We start from the raw sequence: 18,834 nt of genomic DNA, 5'->3' as shown, positions 1-18,834 counted from the left end.
ACATGCGTCGCCTGCGCCCGGCCAGTCTGCACACCCGCATCAGCCTCGTCCTGACCGGCTTTGCCGCCAGCCTGCTGCTGGTGCTGGCCGGCCTCTGGCTGCACGGCGCACGCGAGGCGATCCACGAAGAAGTCGAAGCCGCCAACCGCGTTTCGCTGCAATGGCTGACCGCGCTCAGTGCCGAAATGCAGGGCGTGCCGGCGGTCGAACTGGAAGCGCGCATGCTCGGCATGGTCCGTCCGCTCGGCCGCATCCGCGCCAATGCGCTGGAGGTTTTTGCTGCCGACGGTACGCGTCTCTACAAGTCGCCGCCACCGACCTACAAGGCCGGACGCAGCGTGCCGGCAGCGTTTGCCGCCGTGCTCGAACCCGAGCTGGCGCCGCGCCGGCTGGCCGTCGGCGAACTGCAACTGCTGCTGACGCCGGACGCCTCGCGCTCCCTGCTCGATGCCTGGGACGAGCTGCTGGCGATGAGCGGCTGGGCGCTGGCGCTGCTCGGCCTGCTCTTCTTCGCGACGCGGCGCGCCCTCGACCGCGCCCTGCGCCCGCTCGCCCAGGTCATGCAGGCGCTCGACCGGACCGGCGCCGGGCGTTTCGATACCCGCCTGCCGGTCTTCGCGACGCCCGAACTCGGTCGCCTGTCGCGCGCCTTCAACGGCATGGCCGACCGGCTGGCGGCAGCGGTCGACAGCAATGTCCGGCTCGAAACCGAGCGCGAAGTCGGCGAACATCTGCAGGCCCGGCTCGACGAGGAGCGCCGCGCCATCGCCCGCGAACTGCACGACGAGCTGGCGCAAGGCATCACCGCCGTGCGCGCCCTGGCCGGCGCCATCGTCCAGCGCAGCGCCGAGCAGCCGGCGCTGCATGCGCCGGCGCAGGGCATCGTCGCGGTGACCGGCGAGATGCAGGAAGGTGTGCGCGGCATCCTGCATCGCCTGCGTCCGCCCGCCAGCGGCAGCCTGGCGGCGCGCCTCGAACGCAGCCTGCTCGCCTGGCAACTGCAGCATGAAGACATCGAACTGCGCAGCAGCGTCGCACCGGGCGATGGCGCGCTCGGCGAAGTCGTCGAACAGACCGTGTTGCGCATCGTCCAGGAAGGCCTGACCAATGTTGCCCGGCATGCTGGCGCCAGCCGCGTCGAACTCGACATCCGGCGCCAGGGCGATGTCCTGCAGATCGCCCTGCGTGACAACGGCCGTGGCCGCGGCAGCCGGTCGGCCCAGGCTGGCAGCGGTCTCGGCTTGACCGGTATGGCCGAGCGCATCGCGCTGCTCGGCGGAAAACTCGTACTCAACAACCGGGCCGCGGGCGGCTTCGCCCTCGAAGCCTGCCTGCCGCTCTCGCTTTCCCTGGAGGAAACCGCATGAATCCAGCACTCAAGGGCGTCCGCGTCCTGCTCGCCGATGACCACTCGATCGTCCGGCTCGGCTTTCGCCTGCTGCTCGAAGGCGCCGGCGCCGAGGTCGTCGCCGAATGCGCCGACGGCGAATCGGCGCTGCGCAGTTTTGCCGAAGTACAGCCCGACCTCGTCGTCATGGATGTCTCGATGCCCGGCATCGGCGGCCTCGCCGCGCTCGAACGCCTGCTCGCCTGGGAGGCGAAGGCGCAGGTGCTGATGCTCTCGGCGCATCACGACGACATCGTGCCGGTACGCGCCCTGCGCCTCGGGGCGCGCGGCTACCTGTGCAAACGCGCCGAGCCGGAGGAGTTCCTGCGCGCCGTCGGCCAGGTTGCCGGCGGTCGCCGCTACCTCGACCCGGCGCTGGCGCAGACCGTCGCACTGGCCCAGCTCGCCGGTTCCGACAACCCGGTCGACACGCTGACCGAGAAGGAACTGGCGGTGTTCATGAAGCTCGCCGAAGGGCGCTCGGTGAATGACGTGGCGGCCAGCTTCTGCCTCAGCCCGAGCACGGTCGGCACGCATCTCTATCACATCAAGCAGAAGCTCAATGTCAGCAACGCCAGCGAACTGACGCTGGTTGCCCTGCGCAACGGCTTGCTTGAGGCCTGAGATTGAACAGGCAGCTTGCCGCCCGCCAGACACATTGTGCCCGCCAGATGGCGGTCGGCGATGGCCATGTCGTGTACGTCGAGGAATGCGCCGCGGTCGACGGCCTGCCGGTGCTGTTTTTGCCGGGCGGTCCGGGCACCGGCTGCGCGCCGCAACTGAGCCAGCTTTTCGATCCGCAGCGCTTTCACGCCATCCTGCCCGACCCGCGCGGTTGCGGCCATAGCCAGCCTCACGGCGCACTGCAGGCGAACACGACGCCCGACCTGGTCGCCGATCTCGACTACGTGCGCGAGGCGCTCGGCCTCTCGGCCTGGATCGTCTTCGGCGGCGGCTGGGGCAGCCTGCTGGCGCTGGCCTATGCCCAACTCTTTCCGGAGCGCGTGCAGGGCCTTGTCCTGCAGGGCGTCTTTCTCGGCTCGCGTAGCGAAATCGCCGCCTACGTCCAGGGCAGCAACGCCACGCCACCCGCCGGCTGGGCCGCCTTTGCCGCCGCCATGCCGGCTGCCGAGCAGGACGACCTGCTCGCCGCCTACGCCCGCCGCATCCTCGGCCCCGAGCCGCAGGCCGCCGCTGCCGCGGTGCGCGCCTGGCTCGATTACGAAAGGGCACAGCACGGCGTGCCGCCGCTCGCCGCGCCGCCCGACGCCGCGCAAGTCGCGCAGGCCCGCGTTCGCCTGCACTACCTGCTGCACGACTGTTTCATCGCGCCCGGCCGCCTGCTCGACGGCATTGACCGCATCCGCCACATCCCCGCCGCCATCGTGCACGGCACCGCCGACCCGGTCTGCTCCCCCAACATCGCCCGCACGCTCTACCGCGCCTGGCCTGAAGCCACCTGGCTACCCGTCGCCGGCGCCGGCCACGGCTACTCCCCGCCCATCACCCGCGCCTGCAGCAAGGCTCTGGGCTGGGTCGCCGAGTGCGTGGCGGGCTAGGGAAAACGGCGATTTTGGATGGTCGACCGCTGGGGGCGGGCGGTTTTGGCTGGGGAGCCGCTGAATTGCTCAACGGTTTCGTGGCTGGGATCTAATTGGAGCGGTCATTCGACTGAGTTACTCATTTGCAGCAGTTCGGCATTAGCTGACTTTCGGTGCTTATGCAGCATAGGTCCGCAGTGGCTCCGAAATCTGTCGTTTTTTTCTATCGAGCCTAGTCTGAGCGGCGAACCTCCTGAATGTGTCAAATGCACCGTGAAAATCCAGGTGCGTATGCACTATGATTTCGTCTTCACTGGTCACTTCAGGTGCTGCAATGGTTTCCCCACGACTCGTAGCAAAGATTGAATCCGAAGAACCCACTCTTCGACTAGCGGTGCTCATTGACGCCGATAACGCACAAGCCGCTGTAATTGAAGGAATACTAGGCGAAGTCGCACGCTTTGGTGAGGCTTCGGTCAAGCGGATTTATGGTGATTTCACCTCTCCGAATAGCTCATCCTGGAAAAAGGTTCTTCAGAAATATGCGATTAAGCCAGTTCAACAGTTCGCCTACACAACCGGGAAAAATGCGACTGACAGCACTCTCATTATCGACGCAATGGATTTGCTCTATACGCGGCGTTTGGACGGATTCTGCCTCATTACCAGTGATAGCGACTTTACCGGCCTAGCCACTCGAATTCGCGAAGAAGGACTACTCGTCTTAGGTTTTGGCGAGCAAAAAACCCCAGACGCTTTTCGTAATGCTTGCAATAAATTCATTCTCACGGAAGTCCTGCGCCGACCTACTTCAGAGCCAGAGGTGGCACCAACGAAATCTGATGCAGCTCCTGCGGTAGAAAGCAAAGCTAGTCCAGCGGTGGTAACACCACCTGTTTTTCCGAAGGAATTTGTCCTTTCAGCCCTCGAGCAATCCTCCGATGAGAGTGGCTGGGCTCATATGGGAACATTTGGCAGCTATCTGACGAAGCTCCAGCCTGACTTCGACTCTCGGGTATACGGCTTTAAGAAATTGTCCGACCTCGTAAAGGCAAAGGCAGATTTGTTCGTTACCGAGGAGCGCTTACCACCTGGCGGACAGACCCAAAAACAACTCTACCTCCGGGCAAAGTAATCAAAGCAAGTGGGCTTCAGTCGTAATTGATGTTTTGAATGAAGCCGAACGGCAACTAGCGAAAAACCATATGAAAAACAACAAACTAACGGATGCAACTGCCTTAAAAAATCGGATTGACCATCTGATCAAGGCGATCAGTGCAGGTATGTACGAACGAGAAGAAGTAATTGCTGTTTCGCTTCTGGCTGCCCTCTGTGGTCAAAACACTTTTCTGTATGGTCCGCCAGGAACTGCGAAGAGCCTGATCTCCCGGCGCATTGCATGTGCATTTCAAAAACCGACCTACTTTGAGTATTTGATGAATCGATTCAGTACGCCGGAGGAAGTATTCGGCCCAGTCTCGATCAGTGCGCTCAAGGAGGATCGCTATGTCCGGAAGACAGATTCCTATCTACCAAAAGCAGACTTTGCCTTCCTGGATGAGATTTGGAAATCCAGTCCCGCAATTCTGAATACTCTTTTGACGCTGCTCAACGAGCGAACATTCAAGAATGGTGAAACGATCGAGTCTGTACCGCTCAAGGCATTGCTTGCAGCGTCAAATGAAACACCGGAAACGAACCAAGGACTTGAGGCGCTATATGATCGTTTCATCGTGCGTCAGATGGTTTTACCCATCGCCGAAGTTCATCATTTTGAGACGCTGATAAATAGCGAGCCCAGTTCGTCTGATGCCAAAGTTCCCGAAAACATTCGCGTCACCCCTGACGAATGGAGTGCATGGCAACAGCAAATTCACCTAGTCAGACTATCGACTGAAACTCTGACAATTATCCATTTGATTCGAGAAAAATTGGCTGAACTAGAGCCATCGACTGCGGTTTACGTATCTGATAGACGCTGGCAGCGCGCTGCGATGTTGATGAAGGCTGCGGCCTTCTTCAACGGACGGATCGAAACCAACCATAGCGACGCGCTACTGTTACAACACTGCCTGTGGACGCACGAAAATAATTACCAAAAGGTGAATCAACTTGTCGCGGATGCGGTGAAGCAATCGGGGATAGGTGTTGACATCAGCTTAGCGGAGCTAGACCGAAAAAAAGACGAATTGGATAACGAAATAAACAAAGAGCTATTTCACTCTTCTGACGTGTACAAAACAGAAAGCCTTCGGGGTAAAGACTTTTTCAAAGTCACACCAAATTTCCGCGACTGGAACTACTACAACCAAGGGAAGCAAATATACATTCCATATGAGAAATTGAAGTCTGGGGGAAAATTTAAGCCGCTAGATCAGCACGGCAATGAATTTCGGGATGTAGATTGCGAATTTGATGGACAAGGCGTCTGCAGTGTCCGCTATACGCGAATAAATGAAGCAATGAAGTACAAACCTGATGTCCTATATCACAAAGGAGACAAAAAGGACGGCATCAACGAACGCCTCATATCTTCGCTGTCCAGTTCCGTATCGGACATCAAATCCCAGCTTCAATCAGCGTTGAAAATAGTAACGAAACGCTTTTCTGAGATGGAATCAAAGCTCGCATCGCTTTTTGTACCAGCAGAAAAGACAAACCTAGCCATTTCTGGTATCTCAGAACAGATTGAACGCCTGAAGGTTCGTATCAAGGATTGCGAGCGGCTTGAAGAACTATGTCGGTAAGCCCTGTTTCCGCTGCATCAGAAATTATCAGCACTGAAGTCCAATCGTCTTACTCATCGCTACTCGATTGCGCTCCAGCCTTCCGTAATCACGTCGATGATCTCATCAGGAGATGGGAATTAGAAACGAATACCGTTCTAGCTAAGGACACTCCATTCTTATCGCAAGAACGATCCTTTCTTCAGTGGAAAGAACGCCTAGAAAGGCCCCCGATTTCCGAAGTTGAGTTGAGCAAGGCAACGGATCATTACGTTGCTTTCTGCAAGGAAACTGGCCATCCTGCTAACGAATCATTCTGGCGAAATCAATTCAAATCGAGCTCACCAGAAACTACGACAGCTACAAAGGGTGCTGGCGACATCGCCATTAGCGCCCGGCTATTGGGTACTGAATGGCAGAAACGACTGGATCAAGCTCGTTCAGAATGGGAGCTGCGAGAAATCGCCGCACGCCGTGCGGCACTCTTGACGGAAATAAGCCGACTATTGGATTTACTGCAGACGCTAAAGGAGCGGCTTAGCGACCTAGGCCTAGACACAGGGATTTTGCTTGATCTTTCCAGAGGAAACTTGACCGCACAGGATATTCAGCAATTCGAGCGTTGGGCCAAATACCTCGCGGAAGATAAAGGTGTCCGAGCACTTTGCGAGCTCCTAGGAAAAATGAGGCAAATCGAACTATCGGAATCAATAGAACGTATCACTTCGGTAGCCCCCGTCAAAGCCACCCTGCCTGATATCAATTCAAGGGAGGAGATTGTCGGTATCAGGCTTGGGCGAGATCTTGAAAATTTATTACCGGCAGAACTGGCACTTCTTGCTGACCCGGACACCTCCATATTATTCGATCTAAAGTTTGTTGAATCCCGCTTAATGTGCTTCGACATGCAAGGGATTCAGAGCATTCACAGACATGAGGAAACGGAAGAAGAGCGAGCAGTTAAGCAAGCCGAAATGCAAGGACCGATGGTCATTTGCATTGACACTAGTGGATCAATGAATGGCATGCCGGAAACAGTTGCCAAGGCTGTCGCTCTTTACCTTGCAGCAAAGGCTAGTGATCAAAAGCGCCCTTGTTACTTGATCACTTTTTCAACCAGTATCTACACACTGGATTTGAGTGCCAAACCCGGTATGGAAGCTCTACTGGGTTTTCTAAAGATGTCATTTCATGGTGGTACTGATGTTGCCCCTGCGATTGTGCATGCCTTGGATACCATGGAAGTTGATGCATACAAAAATGCTGATCTGCTTGTTGTGTCGGATTTTATTATGTCTGGCCTATCAGATAACCTGCTTACCCGTATAAAAAAACAACGCCTTGCTGGCAACAGATTTCACTCATTAGTTGTGGGAAATTGCTACATGACACAACGTCTGAGAGACCTTTTTGACAACGAATGGGTATTTGAACCGAGCAGCAGTCAAATTCATGAAATTGTTTGTTTCGAACGAAATCTGAATGTACAAGCGCCAGCTAATCATTAGATAGCCGTCACAATTTTCAGATTGTCTTGATGTCTGCTTTGGCCGAATTGCACGCATTGGTCATCCGCCAGTTTTATTAACCCGGCAATCCAATAGGTTCATTACGCGGCATATTGGATTTTTCGGTGTCTAAAATAGGACATAACCCGTTTTGGGCGATTCTGTATTTTCATCATTGCACCTCGCACCTTTGATTCCAGTTCATCCCGATTCCTGGCAGGCTTTCCGCCATGAACCAAGGCCTTCAGGTCGCAATTCAGATACTCGTCCGGATTGAGTTCCGGGGCGTAGGCGGGCAAGAAGAACAACTCAATGTGCTCGGTATGTTTTTCCAACCAGTCCCGAACCTTGTTGCTGTGATGCACTCGCAGGTTGTCGAGAATCAAAAACACTTTGCGTCCAGCATCACGAACCAGGCGTGCAAGGAATCGAATCAGGACAGTGGCCGTCATCGTTTCCCGATAGAGCATGAAGCGCACTTTCCCCTGGTTGGTGACCGTGGAGATCATGTTCGTGGCAAACCGGCTGCCGGGCACCCTTTGAACAGGTGTTTTTCCCGCTGGCGCATAGCTCCGGCCATGTTGGCAATCGCTACGGATGCCCGTTTCGTCACCCCAGTGAATCTCCGCCCCTTCGTCCTTGGCGCGCCGGGCGATGCGTGGGTAACTCTCCTTGAGCCAAGCCTCCACCAATTCAGGTTTCTGCTCATAGGCCCGCTTCAACGGCTTCTGCGGTGTAAAACCCCAGCGCTTGAGATACTCACCGACCGTCCGAATCGGCATGTCGATCTTGAAACGACGATGGATCAACTCCTGAACTGCTGCCCGTGTCCAGAGCGCGAAGGAAAGCTTGAGTTGGTCAGGCATTTTCTCGCTGATCAACTGCTGCACTGCCCACTCCTGTTCCACGCTGAGTGTGCGTCGCTCACCAATCTCCGTGCCTCTTTTGCCGCCTTCTACCGCCGACTTGAGGCCTTCTGCCTGGTAGCGCGACCACCAATATTGGACCGTACGGGAATGTACTCCGACCGCTAATCCAATCTCGGCAAATTCGCGTCCGTTCATTCGCATGCGAAGCGCTATCTTGCGCTTCTCCTTTTGTTGCTCTGGCCTGAGCTTGCGGGCATCTTCTTTATCCATGCAAATATCATAACATAAACGCCCTATCTATTTGCCAGGTTAATATGACAGGAGTAGTCTTTCTGACGCCGTCTTCCTGAAACTCGCCGAAGGGCTCTCGGTGAATGACGTGGCGGCGAGTTTCTGCCTCAGGCCGAGCACGGTCGGCACGCATCTCTATCACATCAAGCAGAAGCTCAATGTCAGCAACGCCAGCGAACTGACGCTGGTTGCCCTGCGCAACGGGCTGCTTGAGGCCTGAGTCGGGCGGGTCGGGAGAGCAGCGGGAAAAGTGCTGGTTTTCAGCGGTCGACCGCTGAAAACAGGTGATTTCTACGTGGCTGGCGGCGTGCTCAGCCAGTGCAGCAAGGTTTCATAGAGTTTTTCCGGGTCGACCGGCTTGCCGATATGGTCGTTCATGCCGGCTGCCAGGCAGACCTGCCTGTCCTCGTCGAAGGCATTGGCTGTCATCGCCAGGATGGGGGTGCCGGTGTGGCCGGGCAGGCGGCGGATCAGGCGGGTGGCATCGACTCCGTTCATTGTCGGCATCTGCATGTCCATCAGGATCAGGTCGTAGGGCTTCTCTTCTGCCAGCTTGACCGCCACGCTGCCGTCTTCGGCCAGTTCGACCTGCAGTCCGGCATCTTCGAGCAATTCGCGTGATACCTCCTGGTTGATCGGCTCATCCTCGACCAGCAGGATGCGCGCCCCGGCATGGTGTTGCCGGAGTCTGGCTGCAGCGCTTGGTTCAAGGCCGGATGCTGCGGGCGCGCTGCCGTCGCTTGCCTTTTTCAGGAGCACGGTAAACCAGAAGGTGCTGCCCACGCCGACCGTGCTTTCGAGGCCGATTTCGCCGCCCATGCTTTCGATCAGGCGCTTGCAGATGGCCAGCCCGAGGCCGGTGCCGCCGTATTTGCGGGTCATCGATGCGTCGCCCTGCTCGAAGGCGGTGAACAGGCGCTTCTGGTCCGCCGCCGAGATGCCGACCCCGGTGTCCTGCACCGCGCAACGCAACAGCACGGTTTCGGGCGTCTCCGCCTGTTTGCTGATGCCCAGGCTGATCGTGCCTTCGCTCGTGAATTTGACGGCATTGCCGACCAGATTGAGCAGTACCTGGCCCAGACGCAGCGGATCGCCAATCAGGGGCAGGGCGGCAATCGCCGGGGGCAGGTCGATGGCAAGGACGAGGCCTTTTTCTTCGGCCTTGTGGCCGAGCATGCTGCCCAGGTTCTCGAGGACGCTGCCGAAGCGGAAGCGGGTTTCTTCCAGTTTGAGGTGCTCGGCTTCGATCTTCGAGATGTCGAGGATGTCATTGATCACCGAAAGCAGATGCGCCGAGGCCTGCTTCAGCTTGCCCAGCTGGTCGACCTGCCGGGGGTCGGTAATCCGCCGCAGCAGCAACTCGGTCATGCCCATGATGGCGTTCATCGGCGTGCGCAGTTCGTGGCTCATGTTGGCCAGGAAGGTTCCCTTGGCGCGGTTTGCCGCTTCTGCGGCGTCCTTGGCGATGACCAGGGCCGAGGTACGTTCCTCGACCAGGGCTTCGAGATGGTGCCGGTGTTTCTCGAGTTCAGCGGCATTCGCCTTCTGCGCGGTGATGTCGACGCAATAGCCGATATAGCCGATGAAGCGTCCGTCACTGTCGTAACGCGGATTGCCGTCATCGCGGATCCAGCGATAGCGGCCATCGGCATGGCGTATCCGGTATTCCATGCTGAACGGCTGTTGCTGCTCGAAGGAAGTCACGTACACGTCCAGACAATGTGCGAAATCGTCGGGATGCAGGCCTTCCGTCCAGCCGTTGCCAAGCTCCTGCTCCAGCGTCCGGCCGGTGAAGCGCAGCCAGGGCTGGTTGAAATAGTTGCACAGCTTGTCCAGGCCGGAGGTCCAGATCAGCGTCGAGCCGCCGTCGGCGAGGGTGCGGAAATGCTGCTCGCTCTCGCGCAACAGCAGTTCCGCCCGTTTGCGCTCCTCGATTTCCCGGAACAGCCCGGCGTGGCTGTCCCGGATCTGCCGACTCATCAGGTCGAAGGATTGCGCCAGCAGGGAGATTTCATCATGTTCGACGGACGCGATACCCGTTTCGATGCCGTACTCGCCGCGGCCTATGCGTTCGGCAGCCAGGCGCAGGCGAACCAGGTCGCGGGTCAGCCACCAGCTGTACAGCGCCAACAGGATACTGGCAACGACAAGTCCGGCCAGGGCGATCAAGCCGTTCTGGCTGGCCAGGGATGCCCGCGCCGCCTGCAGGAAACCGATCGAAACGCCGAACGTGAGCTTGCCGACTGCCTGCTCATTGATCGTCAGCGGCATCTCGGTTTCGACATGTCCGTCCAGTCCGGACTCATCGAGACCGCCATCGAGCCGGTAGCGTTCGTCGGCCTTGGCTTCGCCAGTCTTGCCGACGATGATGCCGTCGAGGTCGGCAACCTTGATGTGCTCGACGGCATGCGCGGCGCGCAGGTCGAGCAGGATGCCGTTCAGTGTCGCATAGTCATGCTGGGCGAGCGGACCGGCAATGGCTGCGTTGAGCAGCGGCTGGATGCTCTCGACCCGAACCCTGACCTGTTCCTTGAGGATGTTCTGGGCAATCCGGCTGGCGTTGAAGACGACCAGCGTGAACACGGCGCTCTGGATGAGCACCGCGCCCAGGATCAACTTCGTGCGCAGGGAGAGTTTCCACATGCTGCTGGTGCCGGATGGGTTTATTTGAGTCTGGCTTCGGTGGCTTCGAGGTAGGGGTCGAGGCGGCGCATGGCTTCTTCGCTTGCCCCGCTGATCGAGTCGTAGCCGAGTTTTTCCATGAATGGCCGGGCAGCTTCCGTCTTGCCAAAGGCGAGGAGTTGCGTCCGCAACTTCTGAACTTGCGCCTTGCTCGTCGCGGGCGCGGCAATCATCACGTAGCCGGGCAGTACCCCGGCGTCGAACAAGACACGGAAGTTGTCGCGCACATTCGGGTCGATGAAACCCTGGCTGCGGAAGACCATGGCCTGCGCCACGCCCTGCTTGACGGCAATCTGGCTGCTTTCATAGCTGCGCGTTTCGATGACCTTGAAATCCCGGCTCATCAGCAGGCCCTTTTGGGCCAGGGCTTCCATTATGATCATCGCGACCAGAGCGCTGTTGTCGAGCACGGCGATGGTGCCGCCACGCAATGCCTCGATACTGGTCGGGCCGTTATCTTCCCTGACAAGCAGGACAGCCTGATGCTCCGGCTGGAACATCACCAGCGGCTGCCAGCCCAGACGTTTCTGGGCCAGGCGGGCAATGTGCGGCGGACTGATCAGGAGGTCAAAGCCGTTTTCCTGGATCCGCTGGTACATGGTCTTGAAATTGGGCGGCGTTTCGAGCTGGGTGGCCGGCAGCGCCAGGTTCCTTTCAAGAAACTCCAGCAGCGGCCGGTACATTTCGTAGGCAGTGCGCGTCGAGACGACGGGCAGGGTGCCCAGACGCAGGGCCTTGCCGGCGGCGAATGCCGGCAGCTGGCAGCCCAGCGCGGCAATGGTCAGCGAACATTCGAGAAAACGGCGTCGATTGAACATGGCTCCCCCTGATTGTTTTTTACCTTTTCCTTATATTGGAACAAAGCCGGGGAGTGCGCTACCTCGAAATAGCCCTTTTCATCGGCTGATCGGCTTTTGTTGCGTCACTGGCGGTGCGGCACGCTGGCGATCCGGAATTTGCCCTTGCGCAGCGGTCGACCGTCCGGAAAAGGCAAAAATGCTAAGAAGCTGTTCATGATTTTTCGCTTGTCATTCAAACCCCTGATGAAACTACTAAGCAACCGACTAAGCCGCCAAACTACGGCGGCTAAGTCTCTGCTTATCCCCAGCCCTCCCCTTGTCAGGGGAGGGAGTTTGTCCATGCGCGATTTGGGGTGCTCCTCCCCTGTCAAGGGGAGGTCGGGAGGGGTTTTACTGGCGTATCAAATAAAGCTGCAGCCCGGCTTCATGACTTTCGGAAGATCGTGAACAGCCTCTCAGGCGTGCAGACTGGCCAGTCCTTCGACGATCGGCGCCTCTGCGGTTGGCCGAACCAGGCGGGCAACTTCCCGGCCGTCCTGCAGAAAGACCAGCGTCGGCCACAATTTGACGCGGAAGGAGCGGCCGAGGGCGCGCCCCGGGCCGTCTTCGATTTTCAGGTGGCGCAGGGCGGCGTATCCGGCCAGTGCTGCATGCAGCGGTGCCTGCGCAGCCTGGCAGTGGCCGCACCAGTTGGCGCCGAATTCGAGCAGGGTCGGGCCGGGCAGGGCATCGATCTCACTGCGTTCGGGGGCTTGCGGGTTGTAGTCGGGGGTGGGATGCATCGAATCTTTCCATGGGTTGAGCAGAGGCGGCCGGCGGCAAGATTGCCGCAAAATCGGCTGGCTGGAACGGTCGACCGCTAAAAAGACGGCAAATTCAGCCTGGCGCCAGCCAATGGGAGCGGGGCGGCCGCTGCCGGATCCGCCCGTCCTGTCTCAGCGTCCGGTGATCCGGCCGCAGGCAATGCGCTTGCCGGAGTTGCCGGCCGGTTGCGACTTGTAGTCGTCCGGGTCGGCATGCACCACCACGCTGCGCCCGACGATGCCGTTCGGGCCGCCGAGGGCGACGCCCTTCAGCTCGACACGATAGCTGGCCTCGCCCTGGGCATTGGCGACCAGGTTGGGCATGTCGCCACCGTGATGTTCGGCCGCGGCATGACTGCCGTGCGCCGTCGCCGCCGGGTTGAAATGGCCCTTGGCGCTGCTCGCATCAGGCGCCGAACAGTCGCCGGCCTCATGCACATGAAAGCCGTGCTCGCCCGGCGTCAGGCCGCTGACCTGCGCCTCGACCCGGACCCCGTTGGTCATGCCGAAAAAGCTGACCTTGCCGCTAACCGTGCTGCCTGACTTCGCTTCCAGCGCAGCGACTGCAGCCGGTGGCGTCGCCATCTCCATGCTGGAACAACCTGCCAGCACAGCAGCCGCCAGCGTGCCCAGGACCAACTTGTTGCGAGATTTCATGCTTGTCTCCCGATATGAGTTCCCGTCCACGGATGCGGCAGGAAAATTCATATGGGATGACAGGGATGGCGCGGAAACGTTCCCCCTGTGCAGCAAAAAAATGCTGATCGCTTGAGCTTACTGGTAGGTCTGGCCGCGGTGCTTCAGCCAGCCGGCGGTGTGCCTTCCATTCGGATCGCGGTGTGTCCAGTGCAGCACGCCGCCTTTCTCGTTCCACTCGTAAACCCCGTTGAATTCGATCTGCTCGCCCTCGCTCAGGCCGCTGACGCGCGGCGCGATGTCGATGTTGTGTGCGACCAGCAGTGTCTGGCCGCCGGCCAGACGGAGAATGAATTTCTGATGCCGGCTGCCGCTGTTGTCGTCGGGCAGCAATCTGGCAACCACGCCCTGGCCGGAGACCTGTACATTGCTTCTGCGGCCGGCAAAGGCGCTGGCGATTTCGTCATCGGTGTGACCAACTGCCTGGCTTTGCGTGCTGGCGGAGGCGGCATATGGCAATTGGCCATGTGGCTTGGTGAAGTAGGAGTAGCCGGCAAACAGGATGACGGCGATCAGGATGAGTTTTTTCATGGCGTCGCTTGGCGTGATAGGTCGAAATATGCGGTGGCGGAGCATACGTAGCGCTGCGTTTTATGTCGAGTGGATTTTTTTGGCTGACGGGTGCCGCCTTTTTTCGCGCGATCTCATGATTTTCGCTAGTCCTCTTTCGCGAAAGCCCGGAGGCCCGGTTTTTTGTCTGCGCTGACAATTGCTTCCGGGGGCGGCATGGGTCGCGCCTGTCCGGATGCGATGCCGGGCTGCTGACGATTTCACCGAGCGAAACATCATGAACCCTGTGCCCAAACGCCTCGTTCTTCTCCTGGCTGCCGCCTTTCCCTGTTACGCCATCGCCGATGCCGAGCTGACGCTCGATTCGGTGGTGGTCACAGGCAGCCGGGTCGAGCACAGCAGTTTCGATCTGCCGGCGGCGGTCGACGTTGTCGATGCCGGCAAAATCGGCGCCGACCAGGCGCGGGTCAATGTTTCCGAGGCGCTGGCCGGGGTGCCCGGGATCAATGTGCAGAACCGCCAGAACTACGCGCAGGATCTGCAGATTTCCTCGCGCGGTTTCGGCGCCCGTTCGGCCTTCGGCGTGCGCGGCATCCGCCTCGTCGCCGACGGCATCCCGGCGTCGATGCCGGACGGCCAGGGCCAGGCGGCAACCTTCAACCTCGACCGCGCCGAGCGCATCGAAGTCATGCGCGGGCCGCTCTCGGCGATCTACGGCAACCATGCCGGCGGCGTCATCCAGTTGTTCACGCCGGATGGCAAGGGCGCGCCGAGCATCGAAACGAGCTTTTCCGCCGGCAGCTACGGCACCTGGAAGGCCGATGTCAGCGCCCAGGGCGAGGTCGGCGGCATCGGCTACGTGCTCGACACCTCGCGCTTCGCGACCGACGGCTACCGCGAGCACAGCTCGGCCGAGCGCGAGCAGAGCCTGGTCAAGCTGACTTTCCGGCCAAGCCAGGACGGCAAGCTGACCTTCATCGCGAGCAGTTTCCACCAGACGGCGGACGACCCGCAGGGCGTGCAGTGGGGCGAATACAAGAGCAATCCGAAAGGCACGGCCTGGGATGCGACGCGCGGCTACTCCCCGGCGCTCGCCTTCGATACGCGCAAGAGCATCGACCACGCGCAGGGCGGCCTCAATTACGAGCACCGTTTCGGTGAGCACACGCTGCAGCTTTCGGTTTATGCCGGCCAGCGGTCGACCATCCAATATCAGTCGATTCCGGTCGGTGCCCAGTCCAACCCGGCGCACTCGGGCGGCGTGATCGATTTCGACCGGACCTTCGGCGGCATGTCGGCACGCTGGATCGGCCGCTTCGACGTCGCCGGTGGCCGCCTGACGACCACGGTCGGCACCGACTACGAGCAATCGACCGACGACCGGCGCGGCTACAACAACTACATCGGCACCGGCGCACCGGCCAACTGCGTCGCCAACGTTTGCGGCGTCAAGGGTACGTTGCGCCGCAAGGAAGAGGATCGCGTCGCCAGTTTCGACCAGTATGTGCAGGCCGAATGGCAGGGCGAGAACTGGACTTTCAGTGGCGGTGTGCGTCACAGCCACCTCGCCTTCAAGGTCAGCGACAGCTATTTGAGCAACGGCGACGACAGCGGTTCGGTCAGCTACGACAAGACGACGCCGACCCTGGCCGCGCTCTATCGCCTGAGCGACACGGTCAATCTCTACGCCAGCGCGGCGCGCGGTTTCGAAGCGCCGACCTTCAACGAGATGTTCTACTCAAGTGGTGGCGGTTCCTTGAACCTTGGCCTCAAACCGTCGAACAGCACGCATTTCGAGACCGGTCTCAAGGCCATGCTCGGCAACAGCCGCCTCGACCTGGCGCTGTTCCAGGTCAAGACCGACAACGAGCTGGTCGTCCTCTCCAGCACTGGCGGCCGCACCGCCTACCAGAATGCCGGCCCGACCACGCGCCAGGGCCTCGAGCTGGCGGTCGACAGTCGCTGGACGGGCAATTTGAGCAGCCGTCTCGCCTATACCTGGCTGGACGCGCGTTACGACGAGGCGTTTACCTTCCAGAGCGGTACGCCGGCGGTCACCAAGAACGTCAGCGCCGGCAACCGCCTGCCCGGCGTCGCGGCGCAGACGCTGTACGGCGAGCTGGCCTGGAAGCATGCGGCGAGCGGCTTCCATGCCGCCATCGAAGGCATCGCGCGCAGCAAGGTTTATGTCGAGGACACCAACAGTGACACGGCGGCGCCGGCCTACGCCATCGCCAATCTGCGCGCCGGTATTGAACGCACTTTCGGGCCGCTCAAGGTCTCGACCTTTGCCCGCCTCAACAACATCTTCGACCGCCAGTACGTCGGTTCGGTGATCGTCGGCGACAGCAGCCAGCGCTATTACGAAGCGGCGCCGGGCCGCAACTGGCTGGCCGGGGTGAGTGCCCGCTATGCGTTCTAGGCTGATCCGGCTGGGCTGCAGCCTGATTCTGGCGGCAGCTGTTACGGTACCGGCCCAGGCGGTCGACGCGCTGGAAAAGCGCATTTTGCCGCCGGCCGATTTCGCGACGGTGCATGAAGTGCTGGTCGAAAGCATCGAGGCGGAAGGCCTGGTCGTCGCGGCGGTGATTCCCTTCAACCGCATGCTGCAACGCACGGCGACGACGCTGGGCAAGAGCGGCAGCCCGTTCGCCGAGGCCGAGATCGTGCAGTTTTGCAGCAGCGTGCTGGCCTGGCAGATGCTGGAAGAGGACCCGGCGCAGATTGCTTTTTGTCCGTTGTCGCTGGCGATTTATGAAAAAGTCGGACAGCCGGGGCGGGCGATGCTGGTTTTTCGTGTTCCCGGACCGTCGACCGCCGGGCATCGCGCTGCCGCGCGTCTGCTGCACAAATTGGCCGATCAGGTCGGCGCCACGCTCAAGCGCCGCAGTGGCGCGGCGGGCGGACGGTAAACGTCGCGCCCGCCGGTTTTTCTACATGCGGCCCAGCTTGCGGTACAGCGTGTTGCGACTGATGCCGAGCTGGCGCGCCGCCGCCGAGATGTTGCCACCGGCGGCTTCGAGCGTGCGCAGCGCGACCTGGCGGCCCATTTCTTCGAGATTGCCGTCGAGCGGCGCCGCCGCCCACGGGTCATGCGCGGCTTTCACGCTGGCCGCCGGCGCCATGCCGATCGGGGCTTCGAACAGCTCCTCCGGCAGATGCGTTTCGGTGATCAGCGTTTCGCCCTCGTCGAGCAGCGCGATGGCGACGCGGATCGCGTTGAACAACTGGCGGATGTTGCCCGGCCAGGCATAGGCCTCGATTGCCTGCATTGCGCCTTCCGAGAAACGCACCGGCGTCTCGCGCGGGCCGGCTTCGGCGGCGGCCAGCTTGGCGACCATGCTGCGGATGTCGGTGCGTTCGCGCAGCGAAGGCAGGGTCACCGACATGCCGTTCAGGCGGTAGTAGAGATCCTCGCGGAAGCCGCCGCGCGCCACTTCCTCGCGCAGCTTGCGGTGCGTCGCGCAGACCAGCGAGATGTCGACCTGGATGGCCCGCGTGCTGCCGAGCGGCGTCACGCAGCGCTCCTGCAGCACGCGCAACAGCCGCGCCTGCAGGTTGAGCGGCATGTCGCCGATTTCATCGAGGAAGAGGGTGCCACCGTGCGCCTGCAGGATCTTGCCCGGCGCGCCTTCCTTGCGCGCGCCGGTGAAGGCGCCGCCCTGATAGCCGAAGAGTTCCGACTCGATCAGGGTTTCCGGAATCGAGGCGCAGTTGAGCGCGACGAACGGTGCGTCGGCGCGCGGCCCGCTGTTGTGGAAGGCCTTGGCGAACATCTCCTTGCCGGCTCCGGATTCGCCCTGGATCAGGATCGGGATGTCGCGCCCGAGGATGCGCCGGGCGCGGTCGATCGCCGCCTGCAGGCGCAGGTCGCCGGTGTTCAGCGTATCCAGGGTCAGCGGCGGCTTGGCCGGAGTGGCCGCCTTGGCCGGTTCGGCAGCATCCGGCCGGCGGGGCGCCGGGCGCTGCAGCGGCGCTTCGTCGAAGACGCGACCGGCCACGGCCATCGGCGGCAACTGGCCGCGCAACTGGACATGCAGGCTGCGCCCGTTCGCCCGAATTTCGATCGTGCCCTGTGGCTGATGCCGCAGGCGGTCGACCAGCCCGGCCAGGCTGCTTTCGAAAACCATGGAAAAATCGCGGTTGACCGCATCGACCTGGCGAATGCCGAGCAGTTCGGTGCCGTTGCGGTTGATGGCCAGTACCTGGCCGTCCGGCGAGACGGCCGCGAGGCCTTCCTTCGGGCTGCCGAGGAAGTCGGCGCGGCTGTGGAAGCAGACCAGGATGTCGCGGGCGTGCACCGACTCGAACAGGCGCTTTTCGACGATGGCCGAGGACAGCCGGACCAGACCGAGCGTGTGGCGCTGCTGGCTGCGGTAGTCGCCGGAAATGTCGAGGACGCCGATCAGCCGGCCGTCCGGCCCGAAGATCGGGCTGGCGCAGCAGGTCAGGAAGCTGTTGTGTTCGAGGAAGTGCTCGCCGCCGAAGACGGAAACGGCGCTTTCTTCCGAGAGTGCGGTGCCGATCGCATTGGTGCCGCGCAGGTTTTCATCCCACGAAGCGCCGGCAAGCAGCGCGACGCGGTCGGCGCGGCTGACGAAATCGGCATCGCCGACGGTTTCAAGGAGCAGGCCGTTGGCGTCAGCCAGGATGACCATGCTGCCCGATTCGCGGATCTGCTCGTAGACGTGCTCCATGATCGGCCGGCCCTGCAGCAGCAGGTAACGGTTGCGGTCCTGCTCGGTCTTCAGCGCAATGCGGTCGAGCGACTCGCCGGGCGGGCGATAGCTCGCGTCGCCAAGGCCGAAGCGGCGGCAGCGTTCCCAGGAACGCACGATCATCGGGTCGAGCAGGCCGTCGGGGCGACGATCCTGGTCGAAAAACAGCTGACGTGCCTGTTGCAGGCGCTGACCGTGTGTCTCGGCCAGCAATTGAAAAGTCTCCATCTCTCCTCCGGTTTGGTCGGACGATTTTTATTTTTGTGTTGTTGCAAAAAGTAACACCTGCACTTTTTCTAAGCA

Annotated in this window: 15 protein-coding genes and 1 pseudogene; 9 read left to right on the top strand and 7 right to left on the bottom strand. The window is 60.6% G+C overall.

Annotated features, from left to right (window positions below; all coding sequences use genetic code 11):
• Nucleotides 1-2 precede the first annotated feature (2 nt).
• The 6 genes from KI612_RS15250 (at nucleotide 3) to KI612_RS15225 (ending at nucleotide 7,162) form a co-directional block, all read left to right on the top strand.
• Nucleotides 3-1,367 (top strand): HAMP domain-containing sensor histidine kinase, encoded by a 1,365-nt coding sequence (locus KI612_RS15250; protein ID WP_226440919.1) that lies wholly within the window; start codon nucleotides 3-5, stop codon nucleotides 1,365-1,367.
• The gene (locus tag KI612_RS15245; RefSeq protein ID WP_226440918.1) at nucleotides 1,364-2,011 is read left to right on the top strand and encodes a response regulator; all 648 of its coding nucleotides are present in this window, start codon (nucleotides 1,364-1,366) and stop codon (nucleotides 2,009-2,011) included. The genes KI612_RS15250 and KI612_RS15245 overlap by 4 nt, the downstream gene beginning before the upstream one ends.
• Nucleotides 2,012-2,013: 2 nt before the next feature.
• Complete coding sequence (locus KI612_RS15240) at nucleotides 2,014-2,946, top strand: alpha/beta fold hydrolase (RefSeq protein ID WP_226440917.1); 933 nt, start codon at nucleotides 2,014-2,016, stop codon at nucleotides 2,944-2,946.
• A gap of 280 nt (nucleotides 2,947-3,226) precedes the next feature.
• The gene (locus KI612_RS15235; RefSeq protein ID WP_226440916.1) at nucleotides 3,227-4,063 is read left to right on the top strand and encodes an NYN domain-containing protein; all 837 of its coding nucleotides are present in this window, start codon (nucleotides 3,227-3,229) and stop codon (nucleotides 4,061-4,063) included.
• A 70-nt stretch (nucleotides 4,064-4,133) separates the two neighbouring features.
• Entirely contained in the window at nucleotides 4,134-5,675 is a 1,542-nt protein-coding gene (locus KI612_RS15230) for an AAA family ATPase (protein ID WP_226440915.1), read from the top strand.
• 227 nt (nucleotides 5,676-5,902) lie between these two features.
• Nucleotides 5,903-7,162 (top strand): VWA domain-containing protein, encoded by a 1,260-nt coding sequence (locus KI612_RS15225; RefSeq protein ID WP_226440914.1) that lies wholly within the window; start codon nucleotides 5,903-5,905, stop codon nucleotides 7,160-7,162.
• 101 nt (nucleotides 7,163-7,263) lie between these two features.
• Here KI612_RS15225 and KI612_RS15220 read toward each other — a convergent pair whose 3' ends face one another.
• A complete protein-coding gene (locus KI612_RS15220) occupies nucleotides 7,264-8,301 on the bottom strand; it encodes an IS630 family transposase (protein ID WP_226440294.1) in 1,038 nt (345 codons plus the stop codon).
• Nucleotides 8,302-8,368: 67 nt separating this feature from the next.
• On the opposite strand from KI612_RS15220, the pseudogene KI612_RS15215 reads away from it, so the two are divergent.
• A pseudogene (locus KI612_RS15215) lies at nucleotides 8,369-8,542 on the top strand (response regulator transcription factor); the annotation flags it as partial.
• 71 nt (nucleotides 8,543-8,613) lie between these two features.
• Here the strand turns inward: KI612_RS15215 and KI612_RS15210 are convergent.
• The 5 genes from KI612_RS15210 to KI612_RS15190 form a co-directional block, all read right to left on the bottom strand.
• The gene (locus tag KI612_RS15210; RefSeq protein WP_226440913.1) at nucleotides 8,614-10,965 is read right to left on the bottom strand and encodes a hybrid sensor histidine kinase/response regulator; all 2,352 of its coding nucleotides are present in this window, start codon (nucleotides 10,963-10,965) and stop codon (nucleotides 8,614-8,616) included.
• 20 nt (nucleotides 10,966-10,985) lie between these two features.
• Nucleotides 10,986-11,822, bottom strand: coding sequence for a PhnD/SsuA/transferrin family substrate-binding protein (locus KI612_RS15205; protein WP_226440912.1), 837 nt, complete (start codon nucleotides 11,820-11,822; stop codon nucleotides 10,986-10,988).
• Nucleotides 11,823-12,259: 437 nt separating this feature from the next.
• Complete coding sequence (locus KI612_RS15200; RefSeq protein WP_226440911.1) at nucleotides 12,260-12,586, bottom strand: thioredoxin family protein; 327 nt, start codon at nucleotides 12,584-12,586, stop codon at nucleotides 12,260-12,262.
• A gap of 153 nt (nucleotides 12,587-12,739) precedes the next feature.
• The gene (locus KI612_RS15195; RefSeq protein ID WP_226440910.1) at nucleotides 12,740-13,264 is read right to left on the bottom strand and encodes a superoxide dismutase family protein; all 525 of its coding nucleotides are present in this window, start codon (nucleotides 13,262-13,264) and stop codon (nucleotides 12,740-12,742) included.
• A gap of 117 nt (nucleotides 13,265-13,381) precedes the next feature.
• On the bottom strand, nucleotides 13,382-13,834 hold the full coding sequence (locus KI612_RS15190) for a DUF3465 domain-containing protein (protein WP_226440909.1): 453 nt from the start codon (nucleotides 13,832-13,834) through the stop codon (nucleotides 13,382-13,384).
• A 256-nt stretch (nucleotides 13,835-14,090) separates the two neighbouring features.
• Between KI612_RS15190 and KI612_RS15185 the strand changes: the two genes are divergently transcribed.
• Together KI612_RS15185 and KI612_RS15180 are read left to right on the top strand one after the other, a co-directional pair.
• A complete protein-coding gene (locus tag KI612_RS15185) occupies nucleotides 14,091-16,235 on the top strand; it encodes a TonB-dependent receptor family protein (protein ID WP_226440908.1) in 2,145 nt (714 codons plus the stop codon).
• Nucleotides 16,225-16,725: a DUF302 domain-containing protein gene (locus tag KI612_RS15180; RefSeq protein ID WP_226440907.1), complete on the top strand. Its 501-nt coding sequence runs from the start codon at nucleotides 16,225-16,227 to the stop codon at nucleotides 16,723-16,725. The genes KI612_RS15185 and KI612_RS15180 overlap by 11 nt, the downstream gene beginning before the upstream one ends.
• Before the next feature lie 21 nt (nucleotides 16,726-16,746).
• Here KI612_RS15180 and KI612_RS15175 read toward each other — a convergent pair whose 3' ends face one another.
• Nucleotides 16,747-18,759 (bottom strand): sigma-54-dependent Fis family transcriptional regulator, encoded by a 2,013-nt coding sequence (locus KI612_RS15175; RefSeq protein ID WP_226440906.1) that lies wholly within the window; start codon nucleotides 18,757-18,759, stop codon nucleotides 16,747-16,749.
• Nucleotides 18,760-18,834: the final 75 nt, after the last annotated feature.

Origin of the sequence: Quatrionicoccus australiensis (assembly GCF_020510525.1) — a bacterium.
Classification (GTDB): Bacteria; Pseudomonadota; Gammaproteobacteria; order Burkholderiales; family Rhodocyclaceae; genus Azonexus; species Azonexus australiensis_B.
This window is presented reverse-complemented; position numbering and strand designations above follow the sequence as displayed.